We start from the raw sequence: 21,846 nt of genomic DNA, 5'->3' as shown, positions 1-21,846 counted from the left end.
CTCCCAGGGGGAGAGGGGTGGTTACACAGTGTCCAGGTGCAGGAGCTTGCGGGCTTCCTGCGGCGTCGCGAGCGTCCGGCCCTTCGCCTTCACCCTCTTCGCCGCCTCCGCCACCAGCTCCCAGTTGCCCTTCGCCAACACGCCCTTGGACACGTAGATGTTGTCCTCGAGCCCCACTCGCGCGTTACCACCCCGCTCCGCCGCCAGTTCCACGAATGGCAGCTGGTGCCGCCCCACTCCCGCCACCGTCCACGTGCTCCCCTCCGGCAGCGACTTGATCATGAAGTCCAGCGCGTCCTCGCGCGCCGTCAGTGCCCCCGGTACGCCCAGCACGAAGTCGAAGTGGCCCGGCAACTCCGCCACCCCCTCCTTCGCCAGCGCCCGCGCCTCGTCGATCATGCCCACGTCGAAGCACTCGAACTCCGGCCGCAGGCCCAGTGCCTTGATCCGCCTGGCGATGTCCCGCACCAGCGGGCGCGGATTCCAGAACACCTCGTCGCCGAAGTTCACCGTGCCCGTCGTCAGCGTGGCCATGTCCGGGCGATCCTCGCCCGTCAGCCGCAGCCCGCCGCAACGCTCGTCCACGCCCATTCCCACCGCTCCGCCCGTGGACACCTGGATGAGGATGTCCGTCCGCTTGCGGATGGCCCGGATCGCCGCCCGGAACAGCTCCGTGTCCTGCGACGGCTTGCCGTCCGCCGTGCGCACGTGCAGGTGCACCATCGCCGCGCCGGCCTCCCGGCACTTCACCGCGTCCTCGGCGATCTCCTCCGCCGTGATGGGCAGGTAGGGCGTCTGCTCGCGCGTCGTCTCCGCACCCACCATCGCCGCGGTGATGACCATGGGGTTGTTCATCGCTGACCTCGCTGTTTGTCCTTCGGCACCACGCAGGTCCCGCTCGCCCGGCACACCACCACCGGCTCCGCCAACACGTCCGCCGCCGAATCGTTCACGTCCGGCCGAGGGCGGATCACCTTGCGCGCCTCGAAGCGCATCTTCCTCGAGGTATTGCCCACCTGGATGACTTCCCCCTCCGCCTCGATGAAGTCCCCGGCGTACACCGGCGCGAGGAACTCCACCGAGTCATAGGCGCGGAACAGTCCCTCGTCCCCATCCAGGCGGATGCACAGCTCGGTGGCCACGTCGCCGAACAGCCCGAGCATCCGCGCCCCGTCCACCAGATTGCCGCCGTAGTGTGCGTCGTGGCTGCTCATGCGCAGCCGGATGACCGCCTTCACGTTGCTCACTTGGGCTCCCCCTCCCAGTGCACGTTCTTCTCCTCCTTGCCTTCCTTCTGGAGGACCTGGTGCACGATGTAGTTGGCCACGTCCGAGGGCTTGGTCCCCGGGCCGAAGCCCGCGTCGAAGCCCAGCTCCAGCGCCAGCTTGTGGTCCACGCGCGGCCCCCCCAGCAGCAGGAGCGTCTTGCCATGGACTCCGGCGGCCTTGGCCGCCTCGATGAACTGGCGCGAGTTGTCCTTGTGCACGTCGCGCTGGGTCACCACCTGCGACACGAGGATGGCGTCCGCGTTGCGCGCCATGGCCTTCTTGATGAGCTCCTCGTTGGGCACCTGGCTGCCCAGGTTGTACGCCTCGAACCACGGGTAGCGCTCCAGCCCGTAGTCGCCCGCGTACCCCTTCATGTTGAGGATGGCGTCGATCCCCACCGTGTGCGTGTCCGTACCCGTGCACGCGCCGAACACCACGATGCGCCGGCCCACCTTGTCCTTGATGAGCGCGTTGAGATCGTCGAAGCCCATCTTCTTCACCACGACCTCGGGCACGTCGATCTCCGCGTAGTCGAGCGACTGCGGCGTGCGCGCGTACACGATGAAGAAGGTGTACGTGTCGGCGGCGCGCTCGGCGGCGGCCACCTTCACGTCGGTGAACCCCATCTTGCGCGTCAGCACCGCCGCGGCCTCCTTGGCCTTCTCCGACAACGGCACCGGCAGCGTGAACGACAGCTGCACCACGCCGTCATCACGACGGTCGCCATAGGGGCGGATGATCTGCTTCGTCGGCTTCGTCGCCATGGCGGCTACTTCCCCTTCCTCGCCGGGGCCTTCGCGTACGCGACGCTACCGGCCACCTTGTCCGCGAGCGTCTCGAAGCGGTCCCGCTTCTTCGCATTCATGTGGAAGACGAGCGACCAGGTGGTCTTCCCGTCACACCCCACGTACGTCACCGTTTCCACCGACTCGGCGCCATCCGGCGTCGTGTCCGAATCCACGCGCCGCGCCGCCGGAGCCTTGCCCACCTTGAGCGGCTTCCACCCCTGCGCGCTCCCCATGGCGGCGAGCACCTTGTCCAGGCACACCTTGGGCTTCATACCCGCCGTCTGCACCGCGCCCACGTCCACCAGCAGGTACGCGTCGCCGGAGGGAGCATCGAAGCGCTGGGTGCCGTCCGCCTCGGACTGCTTCCAGTCGGAGGGCACCTGGAGCGCGATCGTCTTCACCTCGTACTTCGTCAGCTCCGCCGCCGGCTCCCCGGCCGCGAGCACCATCACCAGCAACGAGCCGAGCATCACGGCGCCTCCAGCATGTCCTGGAACGGGTTGAAGTAGTCCGGCGCCTTCTCCAGCACGCCATCCAACCCCTTGCCGCCCGTCTCCGTGCGCTTCACGTCACCGAAGTGGCCCCGGCCGATGGCCGCCACCATGCCGTCCTTCTGGCACTCCTCCAGCAGCTCCATGGCCCTGCCGAACACCTCGCGCGCGCGGTTGGCGATCTTCCCGTCCTCGCGCACGGTGAACTCCTCGTCGATGCCAGCCGCCGCCCGGTAGATGTAGCTGGCCGCCTTGAGCGCCACGTACCGGTCCGCCAGCAGCGGCGTGTGCATGGCCTCCGTCATCATCCCCAGCAGCTGGATGCCCTGCCGCGTCCAGATGGCCACCAGGTCCGCCATCACGTCGTACGCGTGGCTGAAGAAGATGTCCGTCTCCTTGTGCTTGGTGGGCGGCATGTACTTCAGCGGCGCGTCGGGGAAGCACCGGCGGATGAGCATCGCCTGCGACAGTTCCAGCAGCAGCGTCTCCGGCCGGTACGGATCGATCTCGTACGAGTGCCCCAGGCCCAACTGCCAGTCCTTCAGGCCCGCGCGTTTGGCGAAGCTCTCGTTGATGAACTGGCTGGCGATGACCGTATGCGCCGCCTCGTAGGCATCCGCGGTGGTGATGTAGTTGTCCTCGCCGGTGTTGATGATGATGCCGGCCAGGGCGCAGATGCGGCGGCTGAAGTACTGGTCGATGAACGTGCGCCGCATGTTGATGTCACGGAACAGGATTCCGTACATCGCGTCGTTGAGCAGCATGTCCAGCCGCTCGTAGGCCGCGGCGAAGGCGATCTCCGCCATGCACAGGCCCGACGAGTAGTTGGTGAGCTGGATGTAGCGATTGAGCTTGCGGCCCTCGTCATCCAGGGCCTCGCGCATGATGCGGAAGTTCTCCTGGGTAGCGTACGTGCCGCCGTAGCCCTCGGTCGTGGCGCCGTGGGGCACGTAGTCCAGCAGCGACTGCGCCGTGGAGCGGATGACCGCGATGATGTCCGCGCCCGCCTGCGCCGCCGCCCGGGCCTGGTCCACGTCGTCGTAGATGTTGCCCGTGGCCACGATGACGTACTTGTGCGGCGCCGGAGAGTTGCCCAGCTCCTTGCGCAGTGCGTCGCGCTGGGCGATGCGGGACTTGAGATCGTCCATGGCCGCCCGGGCCTCGTCCTGGACGGCCTCGCGGATGTTGTGCTCCATCTCCGGGGAGAGGGGCCCCAGCTTCTCCGCCGGCAGCGCGGTCAGGCGCTCCACGGCCTCCAGCGGACTGCGGGCGCCCATCTGCAGGGCCCGGCCGTACCAATACGCCGCTCCCCTGTTCAGCACTCCGGCTGCCTTCAGCCGGTCGACCATCAGATTGGCGAGTGGAACGCCTCCGGGCCCGGCATCGGAAATGCCGAAGAAGCGCAGCACGGTGCGCTCGATGGAGACGGTGGTGTGGCGGCGGATGAGCTCGAAGATGGGCTCGGTGATGTCCTCCGCCAGCTTGCGCGCGTGAGCAATCCGCGCGTCTTCGATGAACGGACCTGGCATGTCGGCACCTTACTATACGTAACGCGTTTCGAAGAGGCGGCGCAGCGCGGGTTCGGCGCGCAGCAGTTCCAGGGTGAGCTCGGCGTGGCCCGGCACGTACCCGTTCCCCACGAGCATGGTGACGTCCTTGCCCACGCCCTCGGCTCCCAGGGCCGCCGCGGTGAAGCTCGTGGCCATGGAGAAGAAGATGACCGCTCCTCCATCCTTCACGCTCAGGATGGAGGCCATCTCCGTGTTCCCCACCGAGGCGCAATTGATCACCAGATCACACAACGCGCCATCCGTGGCCCGCGACACGGCCTCCATCACGTCCACGGCCTGCGTGGCGTCCACCTTCACCGTGATGTCGCACAGCCCCAGCCCCTTCAAGGTGGCGAGCGCCTGCTCGGAGATGTCCAGGGCCAGCAACCTGCCCTGCCCCTTCAAGTCCCGGCGCGCCTGGGCGAGGCACAGCGCACCGCTCTTGCCAGCTCCCAGCACGGCCACCGTCATGCCAGGGCGCACCCACCGGGCCACCAGGGCCGGCGCTCCGCACACATCCAGGGCCGCCAGGGCCAGCGTGTCCGGCATGTCCGTGGGCAGCTTCGCGTAGAGGCCCGTGGCGAAGAGGATGGCATGGCCGCGGATGTCCACCCGGTCGATGGACGGATGCACGGCCTTCACCTCCTCGATGACGAGCGGCGTCAGGCTGAGGCTCACCAGCGTGGCGATGCGATCTCCCGGCTGGAGCACGCCGTGCGCCGGGTGCTTCGGGCCGATCTCCTTCACCCGGCCAATGAGCATGCCGCCCGAGCCCGTTACCGGGTTCTGCATCTTGCCGCGCTCACGGACGATCTCCTGCACGCGGGCGGCGATGCGCGCCGGTTCCGCGCCCACCTCGTCCTTGATCTGCTTGAAGGAGGCGGCGTCGATGTTGAGGCTCTCCACGTCGATGAGGAGCTCGGCCTCCCGGCAGGGCAGCGCGGGGTCCAACTCGCGCGCCCGCTGGGGCAGAACGCCCTTCTCCCCGATGACGCGGGACAGTCCGTAGCGGTCGTTACTCATGGCTACCTCTCCAGGTCGCGGGTGCGCACAGCTCACACCCGCGCGAATGCACGGGTAGCCTCTACCCGGGCGAACGTTGGAGCGCCAGAGGCATCGATACCTGGATGTCCAGCCGGGAGCCGTGACGCGAGGACAACGCCCCGCGTCATCGAGCCAGACCTGGCCGCTACTCGAGCGCGAGCCTCGGGCCGATCACCGACAGGGAGCGCTCGAAGCGGTAGTTGACGCCTGTGTGGCCGTCCTCGAACTCCTCGTGAATGACCTCGACGCCACCGGCCTTGAGGTCCTCGGCGACCATGCGCGCACCCCAGCGCAGGTTGAACTCGTCGCGGCTGCCGCAGTCGATGAAGACGGTCTTCAGCTTGCGGAACGCGTCCACGAACTTGGGCACGAAGCGCACGGGATCGTGCACCAGCCAGCGGTTCCACACCTCCAGCCGCATCCGGCCCGTCTGCGCATCGAAGGGCATCTCCAGGTTGAGCGGCTCGCCCTTCTTCGGCGAATAAGCCGCCGCCATGGCCAGCATGTTGATGACCGCGAAGTCATCGCCGCGGGCCTTGGTCTCGCGCGAGCGCCGGATGAAGTCCTGGTACCACGCCTCCACCCCGCCCGCCTTGAGCAGCGCCGAGGCCGCCTTGGGGAGATCCGGCAGGTAGCAATACTCGAAGTACGCATCCGGCGACTGCGCGCTCAGGTGAGAGAAGAGCTCCGGGTGGTAGCGGCCCATCACCAGCGCGCCGTACCCGCCCGAGCTGTGCCCCAGCACCGCGCGCGCCGCCGGCCTGGGCAATGTGCGGTACGTGCGGTCCACGAGGCCCACCACGTCCTTGGCCAGGAAGTCGCGGTAGCGGCCGATGGCGTCGCTGTTCACCCACTGGCTCCCGCCCAGCGACGTCCAGCCGTCCGGGAACACGCCGATGACCGGAGGAATCGTGCCCGCCGCCACGAGCGCGTCCAGCCGCTCGGGCACGCTCACCGAGAACGCGGAGAAGTTCGTCCACGACTTGCCGCTCGCGCTGAACGCATTCAGGAAATACGCCGTCGGGTAGCGGTGATTGCCCTGGGCATAACCAGGGGGCAGGTACACCAACAGCTGCCGCCGCGCCGGGTCTCCCAATGGATTCGACTCCAGCGCCGGCGAGTGCATCTCCTGCGTCTCGAGGACTCCCTTCATCGCGTCTCCCCCTCCAGGGGTATCCCGGTCAGCCGCGCTGCCCGGGTTGCTTGCCGAAGAACTTCATCACCTGTTGCAGGTCCTCCCATGCCTTCTTCTTCTCCGCCGGTTGGCGCAGCAGATAGGCCGGGTGGAAGGTGGGCATCAGCTTGATGCCCTCGTACTCGCGCCAGTTGCCCCGCATCCGCGTGATGGGCGTGCTGTCGCGCAGCAGCGTCTGCGCCGCGAACTTGCCCAGCGCCACGATCGCCTTGGGCTGCACCGCCCTGAGCTGCGCGCGCAGGAACGGCTCGCACGCCGTCACCTCGTCCGGCTCGGGGTTGCGGTTGTTCGGCGGCCGGCACTTCACCACGTTGCAAATGTAGACGTCGTCGCGACGGTAGCCCATCGCCTCGATCATCTTCGTCAGCAACTGGCCCGCGGCTCCCACGAAGGGCACGCCCTGCACGTCCTCGTCGGCCCCGGGACCCTCGCCCACGAAGACCAGTTCGGCGCGCGGGTTGCCCGACCCGAAGACGATGTTCTTGCGCCCGCTGCACAGCTTGCAGCGGCGGCAGTCGCCCAACTCGCGGCGGATCTCATCCAGCGTCGGCCGCTCTCCGTCCACCACCCCGGGCAACGGGCCCGTATACGGGCGGACCTGGGGCGGGGCCTCGATGAGCCTCTCTGGAGGCGGAGGGGCCTCACGGCGGACGGGCGCCTGCTGCGGCGCGCGCGCGGCCAGGGGGCGCTCGGGTTCTGGAGGCGTAACACGGGGGACCATCGGGCGCGCGGCCGGTGGCACCTGGGTCGCGGCGGCTGGAGCTGCGGACTGCGCGGCCTGGGCACGCAGACGTGCCAGGCCCGCGCCTCTCAGCTCAGCGGCCAGACGTGCATCCACCTGAAGCACCCGGCCACCGTCCTCCTCCTGCCAGAGGAGGTGGCGGCGCAGGTCCTCCAGCACTTCGCTCAACTCATGCGAGGTATCGAGGGCTTCGCTCACGGTGACTAGGGGTTTATGGGTCCAGGCGCCCTGATTCAACCGCCTGCCGGGTAGGGCTTCCGTACGCTTACCTCAGGGTCGAGCACAGCGCCATGGGAGAGATCCACGGCACCTTCGGCCCTGCCCACTCGAGAGAGAGGAACTTTCCGCGCATCACTGCGGGGGACCGGAACGCCGTCTCGCCAGGCAAGCGGGTTCAGGCGCTGTCGTTTGCTTGATAACCGGGGCTCGAAGTAATAAGCCGCCCTGGGCTGAACACCCTCGGCCGGGGGGCTGTTTCAGCCGCATCCTCTAGGGGCGGAGAGCATGAAAATTCTCATCACGGGAGGGGCTGGCTTCGTCGGAGCCAGCCTTGCTTGCGCGTTCAAGCGGCAGGACCCATCGGCAGATGTCGTGGTCCTGGACAACCTCCGACGCCGCGGCGCCGAGCTGAACCTCTCCCGCTTCCGTGAGCTGGGCATCCGCTTCTTCCACGGAGACATCCGCTGCCCGGGTGATCTGGAGGACCTGCCCGGCACGTTCGACGCCTTCATCGAGGCCTCGGCCGAACCCAGCGTGCTGGCGGGCCTGGATGGCAGCCCCAGGTACGTCCTCGACACCAACCTCGTGGGCACCCTCAACTGCCTGGAGTTCGCGCGCAAGCGCTCCGGCGGGCTGATCTTCCTCTCCACCTCGCGCGTCTACTCCATCGAGCCGCTCCGGGAGATCCGCTACTCCGAGGGCCCCACCCGCTTCGAGATCTCCCCGGAGCAGGTGCATGCCGGCATCGGCCCCGCCGGCATCAGCGAGAGCTTCACCACCCTCCTGCCCCGCTCGCTCTACGGGGCGACGAAGCTCGCCTCCGAGCTGATCATCCAGGAGTACGTGCACAGCTACAAGATGCGCGCGGTCATCAACCGCTGCGGCGTCATCGCGGGTCCGGGCCAGTTCGGCAAGGTGGACCAGGGCGTCTTCACCCTCTGGGTGGCAAACCACTACTTCAAGAAGCCGCTGCGCTACACCGGATTCGGCGGGACGGGCAAGCAGGTGCGCGACCTGCTCCACCCCGAGGATCTGTTCTCGCTGCTCACCACGCAGCTCTCGCAGCTGGACCGCGTGAGCGGCCAGGTGTTCAACGTCGGTGGCGGCCGGGAGATCTCCACCTCGCTGCTCGAGCTCTCCCGGGTGTGCGAGCAGGTCACCGGCAACACCATCCCCATCGCGAGTGATCCCACCACCAACCCGGTGGACATCCCTCTGTACATCTCCGACTCCAGCCTCGCGCAGCGCACCTTCGGGTGGAAGCCGACGCGCGATGTGCGCGCCATCGTCGGAGAGATTGCCCAATGGATCGGTCAGAGCGAGGCGCTGCTCCGGCCCCTTTTCGCCTAGAGAATCGAGGAACCCAGAATGTCCGTCGCGATCGTCACCGGCTCGTCCGGCCTGATTGGCAGTGAGACCGTCCGCTTCCTGCACGAGAAGGGATTGGAGGTCGTCGGTATCGACAACAACATGCGCAAGTATTTCTTCGGCGAGGATGGCTCGACCGAATGGAATACGGCGGTGCTCAAGCAGAGCCTGAAGAACTTCCGCCATGTGACGGCGGACATCCGCGACCAGGAGGTCATCTTCAAGCTCTTCGAGGAGTACAAGGGCCGCATCTCGCTCGTGGTCCACGCCGCCGCGCAGCCGAGCCACGACTGGGCCGCGCGCGAGCCCTTCACGGATTTCTCGGTGAACGCCCAGGGCACGCTGGTGATGCTGGAGGCCACCCGCCTCCACGCCCCCGACGCGGCCTTCATCTTCACCTCGACCAACAAGGTCTACGGTGACACGCCCAACGACCTGCCGCTCGTCGAGCGCGAGACGCGCTGGGAGTGCGATCCCTCCCACGCGTACGCCCAGCACGGCATCGACGAGACGATGTCCATCGATCAGTCCAAGCACAGCGTCTTCGGAGCCAGCAAGGTGGCCGCCGACGTGATGGTGCAGGAGTACGGGCGCTACTTCGGCGTGAAGACGGGCACCTTCCGCGGCGGCTGCCTCACCGGCCCGGCCCACTCGGGCGCGGAGTTGCACGGCTTCCTGGCCTACCTCGTCAAGTGCGCGCTGACCGGCAAGCCCTACACGATCTTCGGCTACAAGGGGAAGCAGGTCCGCGACAACATCCACTCCTACGATCTGGTGAATGCCTTCTGGCACTTCTTCCAGAAGCCGCGCGCCGGCGCCGTCTACAACATCGGGGGTTCGCGCCACAGCAACTGCTCGATGCTCGAGGCGATCGACACCGTGGAGCAGCTCAGCGGCAAGCGGCTCCAGTACACGCTGTCCCCGGATGCGCGTGCCGGCGATCACATCTGGTGGGTCAGCGACGTGCGGCGCTTCCAGCAGGACTACCCCGAGTGGAAGTACCGCTACGACCAGCGCACCATCCTGAAGGAAATCGTCGAAGCCACCGCCGAGCGCGTGAAGAGGGTGTCATGAAGCTCTCCGTCGTCATCCCCGCCCACAACGAAGAGGGCTGCATCGAGTCCACCGTCCGGGCACTGGTGGAGAAGCTGACGGCGGAGCACATCGAGTACGAGGTGCTCGTCGTCAACGACAACTCGAAGGATCAGACCGAGGAGATTCTCGCCCGGCTCAGCCGTGAGCTGACGGGCGTGCGCTACGTCAACAACACGCCGCCGCACGGGTTCGGCTTCGCGGTGCGCAAGGGGCTGGAGTCCTTCAAGGGTGACGCGGTGGCGGTCTACATGGCCGATGCCTCCGATCGCCCGGAGGACCTGGTGCGCTACTGGCGCACCATGGAAGAGAAGCGCGTGGACTGTGTCTTCGGGTCACGCTTCGCGCGCGGCGCCCAGGTGGTGGACTACCCGCTGCCGAAGCTGATGCTGAACCGGATGGCGAACGCGTTCATCCAGGTGCTGTTCACCCTGAGCTACAACGACACCACCAACGCCTTCAAACTGTACCGGCGCGAGGTGATCCAGGGGCTCCAGCCGCTCCTCAGTCATCACTTCAACCTGACGGTGGAGTTGCCGCTCAAGTCCATCGTGCGAGGCTTCTCGTACGCGGTGGTGCCCAACGACTGGATCAACCGGAAGACGGGCGTCTCCAAGCTGAAGATCAAGGAGATGGGCTCGCGCTACCTCTTCATCGTCCTGTACTGCCTCATCGAGAAGTGGTTGTCGCGTGGGGACTACCGTCGCGAGAAGATGAGCCATGCGCCCATGAAGGCAACTCCTGACTCGGCCGCACGGAGCATCCCGCATGTGGACGCGGCCTAGACTGGCGATCGCCGTCTCGGTCGGGGTGTTCCTCGCGCACCTGGCCATCCTCTGGCACTACGCCGTCAACGTCCCGTACTGGGATGAGTGGGAGATGCTGCAGCCCGAGGCATTCCCCTCGGGGCAGCTGTCGCTCGATTGGATCTTCCAGCGCCACAACGAGCACCGCATCGTGACGACCAAGCTCGTCCACTGGGCCTTCTTCCGGCTTTCGGGCTGGAACCACGTCGGACTGGTCGTCTTCAATTTCCTGTTCTTCGGGTTGCTGCTGCTCACGCTGACGCGGATGGTGCGCCGGATGGTGCCGAACCTTCCGCTGGTGGCGCTGTTGGCCTTCATGCTGTTCCTGGAGACGCCCCTCAACTACGAGAATCACGTCTGGGGCTTCCAGTTCCAGTTCCACTTCTCGCTGCTGATGCTCTGCCTCGGCATCCTGATGCTCTTCGACGAGCAGCAGCGAAGCGGGCGGCTGCTCTCCGGGGCCCTGATCCTGGTGGTGGGGGCCTATTCGTTCTCAAGTGGCATCACCTCGGGCATCGCGACCATGGGGGTGTTCATGGGCTTCAAGGCCCTGCGCGCCTTCCGGGCAGAGGACGCCTCCACGAAGCGGCGGGAGCTTCTCCAACTGGGGTTGGCCAGCCTGATCGCCATCGCGGGAATCTGTGCGGCGGCCCTCGGGCAGAAGCGCCTGGACGTCCACCCGGAATTCACGCTCCCACACCAGTCCAGGTTCTGGGTGTACCTCACCAACCTGGTGGGGCTCGGTTTCGGCTTCGAGCAGCGGAGCGTTTTGGTGGGAGCGCTCTGCCTGCTCGCGGTGGTCGTGCCGTCGGTCTGGTTGCTGCTGCGCTCGCGCCTGCGACTGAGCACGATGCAGTGGATGCTGGTGGCGATGCTGGCCGCCGTGGCCGGAGCGCTGGTGACGATCACGATCGGACGCGCCGGGTTTGGTGTCAGCAGCGCCAAGTCCTCTCGCTATACGGAGATCGCCTTCCTCCTCGTTCCGCTCGCTGCGGCCGTCTGGTGGAGCGTCCTGGAACCGTGGACGAAAGCCCGGAAGGTGGCCCTGGTGGTCCTCTGGACCGGCTGCCTCATCGGCTCCGCGAATGACTTCTCGCTGAAGTACTACCAGAGCCTGCACAAGGATCGGCTGGAAGGCGTGGCGTGCGCACGCCAGTACTACGCGAACGCGGGGGACGGGAACTGCGGCCGACTCTATCCAGGGCCGCTCGCCGAACGGTTGGATCGCGCGCGCCAGCTGAAGCTGTCCTTCGTCGAGGACATCCTCGCGCAGCAACAGCTCGTGAGCGATCAGCCGTAGGGGATGTAGTCCTTGACGAAGTCCAGGATGGAGCGCGCCACCTCGCGCTTCGTCCCGGCCAGGTCACGCTGCTTCCCGTCCCGCGTCAGCACCGTCACCCGGTTCGTGTCCACCCCGAAGCCCGCTCCCGGCGCCGTCACGTCGTTCGCCACGATCGCGTCCAGCCCCTTGCGCTCCAGCTTCTCGCGCGCGTACTCCACCACCCGCTCCGTCTCCGCCGCGAACCCCACCAGCGCCGGCCGCCGCGCCCGTCCCGACACCCGGCGTGAGGCCTCGGCCAGCACGTCCGGCGTTCGCACCAGGGTCAGCTTCTCCGGGCCCTCCGACTTCTTCACCTTCTGCGCCGCACGCGTCTCCGGCCTCCAGTCGCTCACCGCCGCCGACGCGATGAAGCAGTCCACCTCCTCCACCCGCGCCAGCACCTCGCGCGCCATGTCCTCGGCGCTCACCACGTCCACCACCTCGTAGCCGCCCCGCTCCACCTCCCCCACCGGACCCAGCACCACCGTCACCCGCGCGCCCATCGCCTTCGCGGCTTGCGCCAGCGCCAGCCCCATCTTCCCCGTCGACGGGTTGGAGATGAACCGCACCGGATCCAGGTACTCCCGCGTGGGCCCCGCGGTGATGAGCACCCGCCGGCCCGCCAGCGGTCCCTCGGCGAAGAGGCGCTTCGCCGCCTCCACGATGGTCCCCACCTCCGCGAGCCGTCCCGCGCCCACGTCTCCGCAGGCGAGCAGCCCCGCCCCCGGATCCACCAGGTGGAAGCGAGGCTCCGAGCGCAGCGCCGCCACGTTCTCCTGCGTCCGCTCGTTCTCCCACATGGCCACGTTCATCGCGGGCGCGAGCAACACCGGCCCCCGGAACGCCAGCAGCGACGTCGTCACCGCGTCGTTCCCCATCCCCGCCCGGATGCGCGCCAGCAGGTCCGCCGTCACCGGCGCCACCACGTACAGCTCCGCCCAGCGCGCCAGATCCAGGTGCCCGAAGTTCCCCTCCTGCGACGGATCGAAATAATCCGTCAGCACCGGGTGCCCACTGAGCGCCTGGAAGGTGAGCGGCGTGACGAACTCCTTCGCCGCCGCCGTCATCGCCACCCGCACCTGCGCGCCGGCACGCCCCAACTCGCGCACCAGCTCGCATGCCTTGTACGCCGCGATGCCGCCGCCCACTCCGACGATCACCCGGCGCCCCTGCAGAGCCGAAGCCACCATGCAGGCTTCCTTACGCGCGAGGGGACGCGCTCGCAACCTCCCTGGTTACTTCCGCGGGCACGAGGACGGTTCGAACGGGGTATTCCCAGTGGCCGAGCCCTCGCACATGTCGGGTTTGGGCTGCTCCACGGTCAGATTCCTCGGCGCGCGCTGGCGAAGCGGCTCCGGAGCGGGCACGCCCATGCGCGGGGCGGGAGTCGAGCCTGGCTCGGTTCCACGTGGCAGCGCCACGCTGGTGTCGCTGTCGCTGAGCGTCGTAGCGGTCCCGTCGCTCGTGGAGATGGACGTGGCCACCGCCGAGCCCGGCGGCTTCTTCGCCGCCTCCCCCAACGCGTCCGTGAGCCGATCGTGGCTGGTGAGCAGGTGCTCCCGATCCTTCTCCTCGCTGGCGCGCAACACGTCGCGATCCGCGCTCACCTCGCTCAGGCGCTTCTTGAGCGTCTCGTTCTCCGTCACCACCGAGTGCGCGGCTTCGTTCATGCAGAACTGGAGCACGCTCGCTTCCGACTCGGGCTCCGGTAACGGCTCTCCCCGGTTCCACGCCGCCAGGGCCCGGTTCTTCCAGCGGTAGTCGGCCTGCACCATGCACTCCTGCGCCAGGCGCGTGAGCCGATCCTCCGACCAGGTGGGTTTCTCCCGCTCGCAGGGGCCGATCTCCTCCTTCAGCTGCCTCGGCCACCGTGTCGTCTGCCGTACCCAACAGCCATCGCGCTGCTCCAACCGCACGAATGTGCATCCGCCGGCCATCAGGGCCAGCACCACCACGCCCGCGATCCTCATGGGCTTCCCCCTTCCCTCGGCCCCCTCTACGCACGTGGGCCCCTGACCAATCTATGAACGGAGAGGCCCGGCGGCAGCAACCCCGCCCGTCCCCTCCCCCGGAACGGAGGAATGTTCACGAAACGACCGCTCGTGCTTCTCACTCCGCGGGGATGACAACAGTCACCAGGCGGTGAGACCTGTCACCAGGGGCCCTGGTGTGACGCGGTGATGTCCGGGGCTGGAACCGTGGTGGAGGCGAGTCGGCGTCGGCTACTGACGGAGACCTCGTCCCCGGACCCTACGTCGCGGCCTGCGGACCGGGTGTCACGGACTCCGCGGTGGCCTTCTGAGGATGGGCCACGCGGAAGGGCTTCTCGACCCAGTAATAGGAAGCGAGCGCCGCGGCGAAGGCCATCACGACGCACAGCGGCGCCTCCCGCAGCGGGCCCCAGTCCGGCGTGCGGGTGGTGAGGAAGGGCTGCTGCCAGAGGTAGAGCGAATAGGAGATGAGTCCCAGGAAGCGGAGGGAGCGCAGCCGCAACCACGCGTGCGTCCCACCCAGCGCGCATCCGGCGACCAGCGCGGCGGCCAGCAGTCCCTGAACCAGCAGGAACACGGGCTTCATCGCGGTCATCTCCGCGTAGACCGACCACAGCGTCAGCGCCACCAGACACACCCCGGGCGAGCACCACGCCACCAGCTTCTGGACCAGCCTCCTGCTCCGCTCCCCGCCATTCCACGCCAGCGCGAGCAGGCAGCCCAGGAGGAGCGAATCGAAGCGGAACCAGGGGCGGAGGTAGTAGATGCCCCGGTTGTAGTCGAGCACGTTCAGGGCGATCATCCCGCCCCGCACGAGGCTCACCCCGAGCACCCCCACGAGGCTGGCCACCAGCGCCTTCCTCGGCCCGGCGAGCAGGAAGAGCAACGGCCACACGGCGTAGAACTGCTCCTCCATCGACAACGACCACAGGTGCGCGTTGGTGTCTCCCCGGCCGAACACGTTGCGCAGGTGGACCAACGACGCGGCCATGCTCGACCAGGGAACGTCCGTGACCCAGCCCATCTGGATGAAGAGGGCGAGGAACAGCACGAACACCAGGAAGGCGGGCATGAGCCGGCGGATCCGGCGGACATAGAAGGCGCCGAGCCGCACCGTGCCCGTCTCCGCGTGCTCGTGGCACAGCAGATCCGTGATGAGGAAGCCGCTGAGGATGAAGAAGATCATCACCCCCATCGCGGCCAGGCTCCCACCCCAGGCGCCGCTTCGCAGGACGAACTGGGCCAGGTGTCCGATGACCACCAGCATCACGGACATGCCGCGAAGCCCATCGAGCTCGGGGTAGTAGCGGCGCCCCTGGGGCCCGGTCGACAAACCCGGCGCCTGAACGGTGCTCCCGTCCATCTCCGTGGGGACGACCTGAGCGAAGGAAGGCGAAGAGGCCATATTCCCGCCTTTTCCCATGCCGGTTCACGCACCATCAAGGCTCGTGCGGCCGGACCTACCACGAGGTGCCAGGAAGGCGCCCCGCCGTCCAGGAAGCAGCCGAGCGGACGCCGTCCTACATCGCCCGTCGAGCCCCGTCCTGGATGGCCGTGACCAAGTAGGTGAGCAAAGTTCCTTCACACAAAGGGCTTGCCCCCAGAGGGGTGTAGGCCCCGTTAGTGTCGAGAACTTCTGGCGACCGACTTAGGCGCCCGCTTCCGGTGAGCGCGCAGCCCTGCCTCTGCCCCGGGGAAGTCTCTTCATCCACGGCACGGTGGGTGGTGGGCCTCGGCGGCCGTTCCCTGGCCGGTGCGATGGTGGTGGCCAGCGCGCCCACTCGGCCAGCGCAAGGGCTATCCCAGAGCGCGTGGTGTTGAGCCCCAAGCCGTCACGGTGCGGTGCCCCAGCAGCCCACGCCCCTGCTGCCTCCCGCCTGGATGGGGCTGTCCGGGCAGGCGTGTGCTCCTAGCCCGGATTATTCACCAGGGTAGAGGAGAAGGAGGGCGGTTGCGGGCGTAACGCCCCCTGATTTAGCTTGGGTTTATCCAGAACTCAGGCCGACTCAGAAGCGCCCGCCCGTATGACGCACTGTACTCCAGCCGTCCTCCACTTCCACCCCACTCTTCCGGTTCAGCTCACGTGCGACGCGCCACACACCTCCAGCGATGGGGGAGCGCTGTTGCTGAGGCTGATGGACGAGCGTTTGGGGCTCACGCAGAAGCTGGCCGCCTGCATTCCTGACGCACGCGACCCGGCGCGGGTGGTGCACTCGCGTCTGGAGCAGGTGCGCCAGCGCGTCTACCAGATGGCCCTGGGCTACGAAGACTGCAACGACGCGCACGCCCTGCGTCGAGCACCACCACCTCGGGGGGCGAGGTGAAGGAGTCGAGGTAATGCTGCTCCAGGACGCCCAGCAGCTTGCGCACGCTGCGCCCGTCCACGGCGTTCTCCAGGCGGCAGAGCGTGGGCTGCGAGGACAGGGGCGAGCCGCTGTGCGGCATCAGGTCGCACGCCACCTGGAGGGCCGGGTCTCGACATCGACAGCACGGACGACCCCACGCACGGCCAGCAGCAGCTCTCGCTCTTCCACGGCTTCTACGACACCCACATGTACCATCCGCTGCTGGTGTTCGACGGCACCACGGGCCAGCTCGTCACCGCCATTTTGAGGCCGGGCACCGCCCATGCCGCACGAGGAGCCGCCGGAGTGCTGCGCCGGCTGATTGTCGCTCTCAAGCAGCGCTTCCCCAACGTACGGGTGGTGGTGCGCGGCGACTCGGGCTTCGCCATGCCGCGCGTCATGCGAATGCTCGAGGAGCTCAACGAGCAGCTGGGCGACATCGACTACCTGCTGGGACTGGCGCGCAATCCCGTCCTCCAGCGCAGGGGCGAGGCTGTCATGGCCGCCGCCAACGAGCAGTACGCTCAGGGCCGCCCCTACGTGCGCCACTTCGGCGCCTTCTCTTACGCCGCCGAGTCCTGGCCCCACGAGCGCCACGTGGTGATGAAGGCCGAGGTGAGCGCCAAGGGTGAAAACCCGCGCTTCGTCGTCACCTCGCTGCAAGGCTTCCCGCCCGAGCTGCTCTACGACGCCTACTGCGAGCGCGGGCAGTGCGAGAATTACATAAAGGACTTGAAGAACGCCCTGCTGGCCGACCGGCTGAGTTGCTCCAGCTTCTGGGCCAACTTCCTGCGCTTGCTGCTTCACGCGGCGGCCTACGTGTTGATGCATGCGCTGCGCACCGAGGCGGGCCGACAGGCTCCCGCCCTGGCCACGATGCAGATGGACACGCTGCGGCTGAGCCTGTTGAAGGTGGCGGCCCACGTGACACGCTCGGCGCGTCGGCTGTGGGTGCGCTTGCCGACGTCCTTCCCGCTGGCTGCCGTCTTCATGGCCCTGGCCGGCTCGCTGAGCTGGGTGCCCTCGTGAGCTGACTCGCGGTGCACACCCCGCTGCTCCTGCTTCGACCACCTGGCCGACACGGCCGAGGTGCGTCTGGTGCTGCGCGCGAGTCACTGGCATCCAACCCCACGGGTTTCACGCCCCTTTGCCAACCTGAATTCCGCTCACCTGACAGATGGGGGCAACGAGTCAGATCGTGCCCCCTGGGTCTGCGCACGGCCCCTTCGCGGCTTCTCGCCAGGCCCTGGTGAATAATCCGGGCTAGACGGACGGACTGGCTCGCGCCGGCTGGAACGCGACGGCCTGGATGGTCAGGCCCACCGCGACCACCAGCACACAGCCAATCACGTTGAACCAGAGGTAACTGATCCCCGTGAAGGCGAAGAGGGCGAGCACCGTTCCTTGAGAAGTGAGCGCGGCGAGGAAGACGGCATTGCCCCGGACGGATTTGAAGAAGAAGGCGACGAGGAAGATGCCCAGCACGGTCCCGTAGAAGAGGGACCCGAGGATGTTGACCGCCTGGATGAGGTTGTCGAGCAGCGAGGCGAAGCTCGCGAAGGCCACCGCGACGAGTCCCCAGAAGACCGTGAACAGCTTGGAGGCGACGAGCACCTGCCGGTCCGTGGCGTCGCGGCGCACGACCCGCCGGTAGAAGTCGACCGTGGTCGTCGCCCCCAGGGCGTTGAGCTCGCTCGCGATCGAGCTCATGGCCGCCGCCACGATGACGGTGATGAGCAGCCCCACGAGCCCGCTGGGCATCCAGTCCTTCACGAACGAGATGAAGATGTAGTCCGAGTCCTTGGTCTCCACTCCCGGCAGGGCTCGGGCCACCACGGCCTTGGCCTCGGTCCGGAGCTTGTCCGCCACGCCCGAGACCGCCACGAGGCGCTCTCTCGCGCTCGTCTCGGCGGCGCGGTCCCCGGACTCGCGAGCCGCCAGGTAACGGTCCGCCTCGGCGCGCTTGTCGGCCTGCACCCTCGCCCACTGATCCTCGATACGGGCGAACTCATCCGCTTGCGCCGTCGCCTGGACCCGGGCACGCAGGGGCTGGTTGAAGAGCAGGGGCGGCGCGGTGAACTGGTAGAACACGAAGACCAGGAGCCCGACGAAGAGGATCAGGAACTGCATCGGGATCTTCAGGACGCCGTTGAACAACAGCCCGAGCCGGCTCTCGGAGATGGAGCGGCCCGTCAGGTAGCGGCCCACCTGGGACTGGTCGGTTCCGAAATACGACAGTGACAGGAACAACCCCCCGGTGATGCCGGACCAGAAGTTGTAGCGATCCTGGAAGTCGAAATCGAAGCTGACCGCGTTCATGCGGCCCAGGGCCCCCGCGAGATCCACGGCCCGCCCGAAGGACACGTGCTCGGGCAACCGCCATACGATGACGATGGCGGCCACGACCATGCCCCCGAGCATCACCACCATCTGCTGCTTCTGCGTCTGGCTGACCGCCTTGGAGCCACCCGTCACCGTGTAGAGGATGACGAGCGCCCCAATGGCCACGATGGTCGGCTCGAGTGGCCAGCCCAGAATGGCGGAGAGGATGATGGCGGGCGCGTAGATGGTGATGCCAGCGGCCAGGCCGCGCTGGATCAGGAAGAGCGACGCGCCGAGAAGGCGTGTCTTCAGATCGAAGCGCGACTCCAGGTACTCGTAGGCGGTGTAGACGTTGAGCCGGTAGTAGATGGGAACGAAGATGGCGCTGACGATCACCATCGCGAGGGGCAGTCCGAAGTAGAACTGCACGAAGCGCAGCCCGTCTTCGTAGGCCTGACCGGGAACGGACAGGAAGGTGATGGCGCTCGCCTGCGTGGCCATGACCGACAGGCCGATGGTGGGCCAGCGCAGCTCATGACCCCCGCGCAGGTAGCCCTCGGCGGTGCTTCGCTCGTTGCGGGACTTCCAGAGCCCCCACCCCACGATGAACGCCGTCGTCCCGAGAACGACCAACCAATCGAGCAATGTCACGAGTAGGCCCGGGTAAGCGCCCAGAACAGGGCGATGAGCAGGGCGGAGGTGCCCAGCACGAAGAGGTAGATGTTGCGCCAGGAGCCGAGGAGCGGCGGCGCGTCGTCGAGCTCGGGCCGGGGCTTGGAGGCTCCGGCCGCATCAGGAGGCTTCGAAGCGGTGTTCATTGGACGAGGAGATTCGCGAACAGTCGGTAGGCGCCAGGCACGCCCGCGGGGAGCTGACGGAAGAAGGCGAGACCCGTGTAGATGAACGTCCCCTTCCCATGCCGGGCGATGAGGAGCCCACCCCGGAGCGGTCCCTCGCCGGGATCATTCATGGCGAACACGGGCTGGTAGCGATCGTCCCACTTCGAGGCGAAGTAGAGGCCACGCTCCTGGACCCAGCCCTCGAAGTCCGCGGCCACGAGCGGGTTGGGGTTCTTCAGGACGGAGTGGTTGGCCTTCACGGGCGTCATCGCCGCGGTCTCGTCCGTCACGCGCTGCCGGCCAATCTCCAGCGGATAGGGCCCGATGGAGGCGGTGAGCGGCCCCACGAAGCTGTTGGTGTTGTACTGGACGAGCAACCGTCCCCCCTGCTCCACGTACTTCATGAGCCGCTCGTGGTGGTGGGCGAGACGCGGGTTGGCATTGAAGGCACGCACTCCGACCACGATGGCCTCGAAGCGGGAGAGCTGCTCTGAGGCCAGCCGCTCCTCGGGGAGGAGCGTCACCTCGTACCCGACGGCGGCCAGGCTCTCCGCCACCCGATCTCCCGGCCCGGGGATATAGCCAATCCGCCGCACCTTCGTGGCGAGCGTGAAGGGCACCAGGGTGGCCTCGGACGGCTGGCGCACGGTCAGCGGCGGGACATGGTCATGCGTCACGGTGCGGACGCGCCACGACTCGGAGCGGCCGCCGCTGTCGACGACGACCCGCAGGCGGCCCCGCTCACCCGCTCCCCTGGCGGGGGTGACCTGGAAACGAACGGTGCGCTCCTCGCCACGCGCGGCGAGTTGGAACGACACCTCACCGGGCTCGGCACGCCAGCCCTGTGGGAGCTCGAGCCGGACCTTTCCGGAGGCATCCGCCCGGCCCGCGGCCAGCACCACGGAGACGCTCTGCGTCGCGCCATTGGGGAACATGATGACGTCCCGGTCGAGCGTCGCCGTGACAGCTGGCGCGATCTCGAAGGCACGATAGAGCTCGCCCCGCACCGGATCCGTCCACGCGTAGACCACCGGCCGCGTCACCGTGAAGCGCTTGCCACCAATCTCGTAGACGAAGCCCACCGTCAGGGCGGGCTCGCCCTCGGGCCGGCCGGTGAGCGCGCGGTCCGACTCCTCCAGCGCGTAGAGACCTCCGGCGATGGGCTTGCGGAGCCAGTAGGGCGTCGAAATGCGCGCGTCCTCGGGGAGCGGCACCGGCCTGGAGAGCTTGAACGGCTTGTCATCGGCCAGGTCGGCGCCAGACCCCACGGTCTCGCCTCCCGGGAGCGTCACGCCCACCAGTCGGAGCGCGGCGGGCGAACGGTTCAGCGCCACCAGGTTCAACGTCACCTGACCACCCGGCACGGCCGTCGGCTCCGCCGCGCGTGCCTCGAGGAACAAGCCCGCGCACGCCGCCACGAGCGCCTCGGTCTCGCGCAGCTTGATGGCCTTCCACGGGTTGTCCCCTGGCAGGGCCGAGATCGCCTCATGGACGCGCAGGAGCGCCGGGATGCTCAGGTGGGGCGCTCGTGGATCGAACCCACGTGAGGCCTCGTCGATGGCCTGGAGGACCTTCTCCGTGCCACTCCACCGGCGCCAGGTGAGGTCGAGCCCCTCGAACAGATCGGACTTCGGGCGCGTCCCCGCGAGGGGCGTGAAGTACTCCAGCAATGTCCCGCGCTCGGCCGCCACCCCGAAGCCCTGGCTCTTGTGCTGGCTGCGGCTCTCCGCGGCGACCTCGCCCCACGACCGCCCGAGGAGCGGGTCGTAGCCGCCGACGTCGACCTTCACGTAGGCGGACATGTCGGCATCCGGCTTGAGGTTCCAGGACGCGACGTTGTTGAGCAGCCGATCGGCCTTCCACGGCTTCAGCTCCCCGAGCTGCTCGGGAAAGCGTTTCGGATCCGCCGCGGCCTCGAAGGCCTCCGCGGCCAGGAGGGCCGAGGCGGTGTGGTGGCCGTGATTCGGCGGCTGGGTGGTGAATCGCGTCACGATCACCTCCGGCCGGAAGCGCCGGATGGCGAGCACGACATCGGCCAGGACCTCGTCGTGTCCCCAGATGCGCAAGGTCTCCTCGGCGCTCTTCGAGTAACCGAAGTCCCTGGCCCGGGTGAACATCTGCTCCGCGCCGTCGATGCGCCGCGCCGCGAGCAATTCGTGGGTGCGGATGAGCCCGAGCAGCTCATCCTGCTCGGTCCCGATGAGGTTCTGTCCGCCATCCCCGCGCGTCATCGAAAGGTAACCCGCGCGCAGACCGCGCTCCCCCGCCAACCAGGCCAGGAAGCGCGTGTTCTCGTCGTCGGGGTGGGCCGCCACGTAGAGCACACTCCCCGTCACACCGAGGCGCCGGAGACCCGCCGCGATCTCTCCCGCATGGGGTTGCCGGGGAGGTTGTGCGAGTGCCGTCGACCAGAATCCCAGGCTCATGGCCAGTGCCGTTCCGAGAATGAAGAGATTCCGCATCCA

General features: G+C 67.7%; 20 protein-coding genes. 6 read left to right on the top strand and 14 right to left on the bottom strand.

What is annotated here, in order from left to right; genetic code table 11:
* Positions 1 to 21: 21 nt before the first annotated feature.
* The 8 genes from JQX13_RS36725 to JQX13_RS36690 form a co-directional block, all read right to left on the bottom strand.
* A complete protein-coding gene (locus tag JQX13_RS36725) occupies positions 22 to 855 on the bottom strand; it encodes a 3-keto-5-aminohexanoate cleavage protein (protein WP_203404089.1) in 834 nt (277 codons plus the stop codon).
* On the bottom strand, positions 852 to 1,214 hold the full coding sequence (locus JQX13_RS36720; protein ID WP_203412380.1) for a hotdog domain-containing protein: 363 nt from the start codon (positions 1,212 to 1,214) through the stop codon (positions 852 to 854). The genes JQX13_RS36725 and JQX13_RS36720 overlap by 4 nt, the downstream gene beginning before the upstream one ends.
* Before the next feature lie 29 nt (positions 1,215 to 1,243).
* The gene (locus JQX13_RS36715) at positions 1,244 to 2,032 is read right to left on the bottom strand and encodes an OAM dimerization domain-containing protein (protein ID WP_203404088.1); all 789 of its coding nucleotides are present in this window, start codon (positions 2,030 to 2,032) and stop codon (positions 1,244 to 1,246) included.
* 5 nt (positions 2,033 to 2,037) lie between these two features.
* Positions 2,038 to 2,526, bottom strand: a complete 489-nt coding sequence (locus JQX13_RS36710; RefSeq protein ID WP_203404087.1) for a hypothetical protein — start codon at positions 2,524 to 2,526, stop codon at positions 2,038 to 2,040.
* On the bottom strand, positions 2,526 to 4,076 hold the full coding sequence (locus JQX13_RS36705; protein WP_203404086.1) for a lysine 5,6-aminomutase subunit alpha: 1,551 nt from the start codon (positions 4,074 to 4,076) through the stop codon (positions 2,526 to 2,528). The genes JQX13_RS36710 and JQX13_RS36705 overlap by 1 nt, the downstream gene beginning before the upstream one ends.
* 12 nt (positions 4,077 to 4,088) lie before the next feature.
* Positions 4,089 to 5,120, bottom strand: coding sequence for an L-erythro-3,5-diaminohexanoate dehydrogenase (locus JQX13_RS36700; RefSeq protein WP_203404085.1), 1,032 nt, complete (start codon positions 5,118 to 5,120; stop codon positions 4,089 to 4,091).
* Positions 5,121 to 5,286: 166 nt separating this feature from the next.
* Positions 5,287 to 6,294 carry an alpha/beta hydrolase gene (locus JQX13_RS36695; protein ID WP_203404084.1) on the bottom strand — a complete coding sequence of 336 codons (1,008 nt, stop codon included), beginning with the start codon at positions 6,292 to 6,294 and terminating at the stop codon, positions 5,287 to 5,289.
* A 28-nt stretch (positions 6,295 to 6,322) separates the two neighbouring features.
* Positions 6,323 to 7,276: a uracil-DNA glycosylase gene (locus JQX13_RS36690; RefSeq protein ID WP_239014074.1), complete on the bottom strand. Its 954-nt coding sequence runs from the start codon at positions 7,274 to 7,276 to the stop codon at positions 6,323 to 6,325.
* A 306-nt stretch (positions 7,277 to 7,582) separates the two neighbouring features.
* Here JQX13_RS36690 and JQX13_RS36685 point away from each other — a divergent pair, with 306 nt between their 5' ends.
* The 4 genes from JQX13_RS36685 to JQX13_RS36670 are packed head-to-tail and all read left to right on the top strand — an operon-like array spanning position 7,583 to position 11,863.
* A complete protein-coding gene (locus JQX13_RS36685; RefSeq protein ID WP_203404083.1) occupies positions 7,583 to 8,647 on the top strand; it encodes an NAD-dependent epimerase/dehydratase family protein in 1,065 nt (354 codons plus the stop codon).
* 18 nt (positions 8,648 to 8,665) lie between these two features.
* Positions 8,666 to 9,739: an NAD-dependent epimerase/dehydratase family protein gene (locus JQX13_RS36680; protein WP_203404082.1), complete on the top strand. Its 1,074-nt coding sequence runs from the start codon at positions 8,666 to 8,668 to the stop codon at positions 9,737 to 9,739.
* Positions 9,736 to 10,542 carry a glycosyltransferase family 2 protein gene (locus tag JQX13_RS36675; protein ID WP_203404081.1) on the top strand — a complete coding sequence of 269 codons (807 nt, stop codon included), beginning with the start codon at positions 9,736 to 9,738 and terminating at the stop codon, positions 10,540 to 10,542. The genes JQX13_RS36680 and JQX13_RS36675 overlap by 4 nt, the downstream gene beginning before the upstream one ends.
* The gene (locus JQX13_RS36670; protein ID WP_203404080.1) at positions 10,526 to 11,863 is read left to right on the top strand and encodes a hypothetical protein; all 1,338 of its coding nucleotides are present in this window, start codon (positions 10,526 to 10,528) and stop codon (positions 11,861 to 11,863) included. Before JQX13_RS36675 ends, JQX13_RS36670 begins: the two co-directional genes overlap by 17 nt.
* Here the strand turns inward: JQX13_RS36670 and coaBC are convergent.
* The 3 genes from coaBC to JQX13_RS36655 form a co-directional block, all read right to left on the bottom strand.
* Entirely contained in the window at positions 11,854 to 13,074 is a 1,221-nt protein-coding gene (coaBC, locus tag JQX13_RS36665) for a bifunctional phosphopantothenoylcysteine decarboxylase/phosphopantothenate--cysteine ligase CoaBC (protein ID WP_203404079.1), read from the bottom strand. The genes JQX13_RS36670 and coaBC overlap by 10 nt on opposite strands.
* Before the next feature lie 45 nt (positions 13,075 to 13,119).
* Positions 13,120 to 13,854 (bottom strand): hypothetical protein, encoded by a 735-nt coding sequence (locus JQX13_RS36660; protein WP_203404078.1) that lies wholly within the window; start codon positions 13,852 to 13,854, stop codon positions 13,120 to 13,122.
* A gap of 280 nt (positions 13,855 to 14,134) precedes the next feature.
* Positions 14,135 to 15,280 (bottom strand): acyltransferase family protein, encoded by a 1,146-nt coding sequence (locus tag JQX13_RS36655; protein WP_203404077.1) that lies wholly within the window; start codon positions 15,278 to 15,280, stop codon positions 14,135 to 14,137.
* A 619-nt stretch (positions 15,281 to 15,899) separates the two neighbouring features.
* On the opposite strand from JQX13_RS36655, the gene JQX13_RS54690 reads away from it, so the two are divergent.
* Together JQX13_RS54690 and JQX13_RS36645 are read left to right on the top strand one after the other, a co-directional pair.
* Positions 15,900 to 16,199, top strand: coding sequence for a transposase (locus JQX13_RS54690; RefSeq protein WP_239014073.1), 300 nt, complete (start codon positions 15,900 to 15,902; stop codon positions 16,197 to 16,199).
* A gap of 156 nt (positions 16,200 to 16,355) precedes the next feature.
* Positions 16,356 to 17,249 carry an IS1380 family transposase gene (locus JQX13_RS36645; RefSeq protein ID WP_203412378.1) on the top strand — a complete coding sequence of 298 codons (894 nt, stop codon included), beginning with the start codon at positions 16,356 to 16,358 and terminating at the stop codon, positions 17,247 to 17,249.
* A gap of 234 nt (positions 17,250 to 17,483) precedes the next feature.
* Here the strand turns inward: JQX13_RS36645 and JQX13_RS36640 are convergent, their stop codons facing one another.
* Genes JQX13_RS36640 through JQX13_RS36630 form a run of 3 tightly spaced genes read right to left on the bottom strand, consistent with a single transcriptional unit; the run spans position 17,484 to position 21,843 of the window.
* Positions 17,484 to 19,193 carry a sodium:solute symporter gene (locus JQX13_RS36640; RefSeq protein WP_203404075.1) on the bottom strand — a complete coding sequence of 570 codons (1,710 nt, stop codon included), beginning with the start codon at positions 19,191 to 19,193 and terminating at the stop codon, positions 17,484 to 17,486.
* Complete coding sequence (locus tag JQX13_RS36635) at positions 19,190 to 19,360, bottom strand: hypothetical protein (RefSeq protein ID WP_203404074.1); 171 nt, start codon at positions 19,358 to 19,360, stop codon at positions 19,190 to 19,192. The genes JQX13_RS36640 and JQX13_RS36635 overlap by 4 nt, the downstream gene beginning before the upstream one ends.
* Complete coding sequence (locus JQX13_RS36630; protein ID WP_203404073.1) at positions 19,357 to 21,843, bottom strand: PIG-L family deacetylase; 2,487 nt, start codon at positions 21,841 to 21,843, stop codon at positions 19,357 to 19,359. Before JQX13_RS36630 ends, JQX13_RS36635 begins: the two co-directional genes overlap by 4 nt.
* Between the last annotated feature and the right edge of the window lie 3 nt (positions 21,844 to 21,846).

The sequence above is a fragment of the Archangium violaceum genome, assembly GCF_016859125.1.
Taxonomy (GTDB): domain Bacteria; phylum Myxococcota; class Myxococcia; order Myxococcales; family Myxococcaceae; genus Archangium; species Archangium violaceum_A.
The sequence above is the reverse complement of the archived record's forward strand: the minus strand, read 5'-3'. Positions and strand labels throughout refer to the sequence as shown.

Coding starts and splice junctions, on each gene's coding strand:
- JQX13_RS36725 (WP_203404089.1), bottom strand. CDS start 855: ATGAACAACCCCATGGTCATCACCGCGGCGATGGTGGGTGCGGAGACG.
- JQX13_RS36720 (WP_203412380.1), bottom strand. CDS start 1,214: ATGAGCAGCCACGACGCACACTACGGCGGCAATCTGGTGGACGGGGCG.
- JQX13_RS36715 (WP_203404088.1), bottom strand. CDS start 2,032: ATGGCGACGAAGCCGACGAAGCAGATCATCCGCCCCTATGGCGACCGT.
- JQX13_RS36710 (WP_203404087.1), bottom strand. CDS start 2,526: ATGCTCGGCTCGTTGCTGGTGATGGTGCTCGCGGCCGGGGAGCCGGCG.
- JQX13_RS36705 (WP_203404086.1), bottom strand. CDS start 4,076: ATGCCAGGTCCGTTCATCGAAGACGCGCGGATTGCTCACGCGCGCAAG.
- JQX13_RS36700 (WP_203404085.1), bottom strand. CDS start 5,120: ATGAGTAACGACCGCTACGGACTGTCCCGCGTCATCGGGGAGAAGGGC.
- JQX13_RS36695 (WP_203404084.1), bottom strand. CDS start 6,294: ATGAAGGGAGTCCTCGAGACGCAGGAGATGCACTCGCCGGCGCTGGAG.
- JQX13_RS36685 (WP_203404083.1), top strand. CDS start 7,583: ATGAAAATTCTCATCACGGGAGGGGCTGGCTTCGTCGGAGCCAGCCTT.
- JQX13_RS36680 (WP_203404082.1), top strand. CDS start 8,666: ATGTCCGTCGCGATCGTCACCGGCTCGTCCGGCCTGATTGGCAGTGAG.
- JQX13_RS36675 (WP_203404081.1), top strand. CDS start 9,736: ATGAAGCTCTCCGTCGTCATCCCCGCCCACAACGAAGAGGGCTGCATC.
- JQX13_RS36670 (WP_203404080.1), top strand. CDS start 10,526: ATGTGGACGCGGCCTAGACTGGCGATCGCCGTCTCGGTCGGGGTGTTC.
- coaBC (WP_203404079.1), bottom strand. CDS start 13,074: ATGGTGGCTTCGGCTCTGCAGGGGCGCCGGGTGATCGTCGGAGTGGGC.
- JQX13_RS36660 (WP_203404078.1), bottom strand. CDS start 13,854: ATGAGGATCGCGGGCGTGGTGGTGCTGGCCCTGATGGCCGGCGGATGC.
- JQX13_RS36655 (WP_203404077.1), bottom strand. CDS start 15,280: ATGGCCTCTTCGCCTTCCTTCGCTCAGGTCGTCCCCACGGAGATGGAC.
- JQX13_RS54690 (WP_239014073.1), top strand. CDS start 15,900: ATGACGCACTGTACTCCAGCCGTCCTCCACTTCCACCCCACTCTTCCG.
- JQX13_RS36635 (WP_203404074.1), bottom strand. CDS start 19,360: ATGAACACCGCTTCGAAGCCTCCTGATGCGGCCGGAGCCTCCAAGCCC.
- JQX13_RS36630 (WP_203404073.1), bottom strand. CDS start 21,843: ATGCGGAATCTCTTCATTCTCGGAACGGCACTGGCCATGAGCCTGGGA.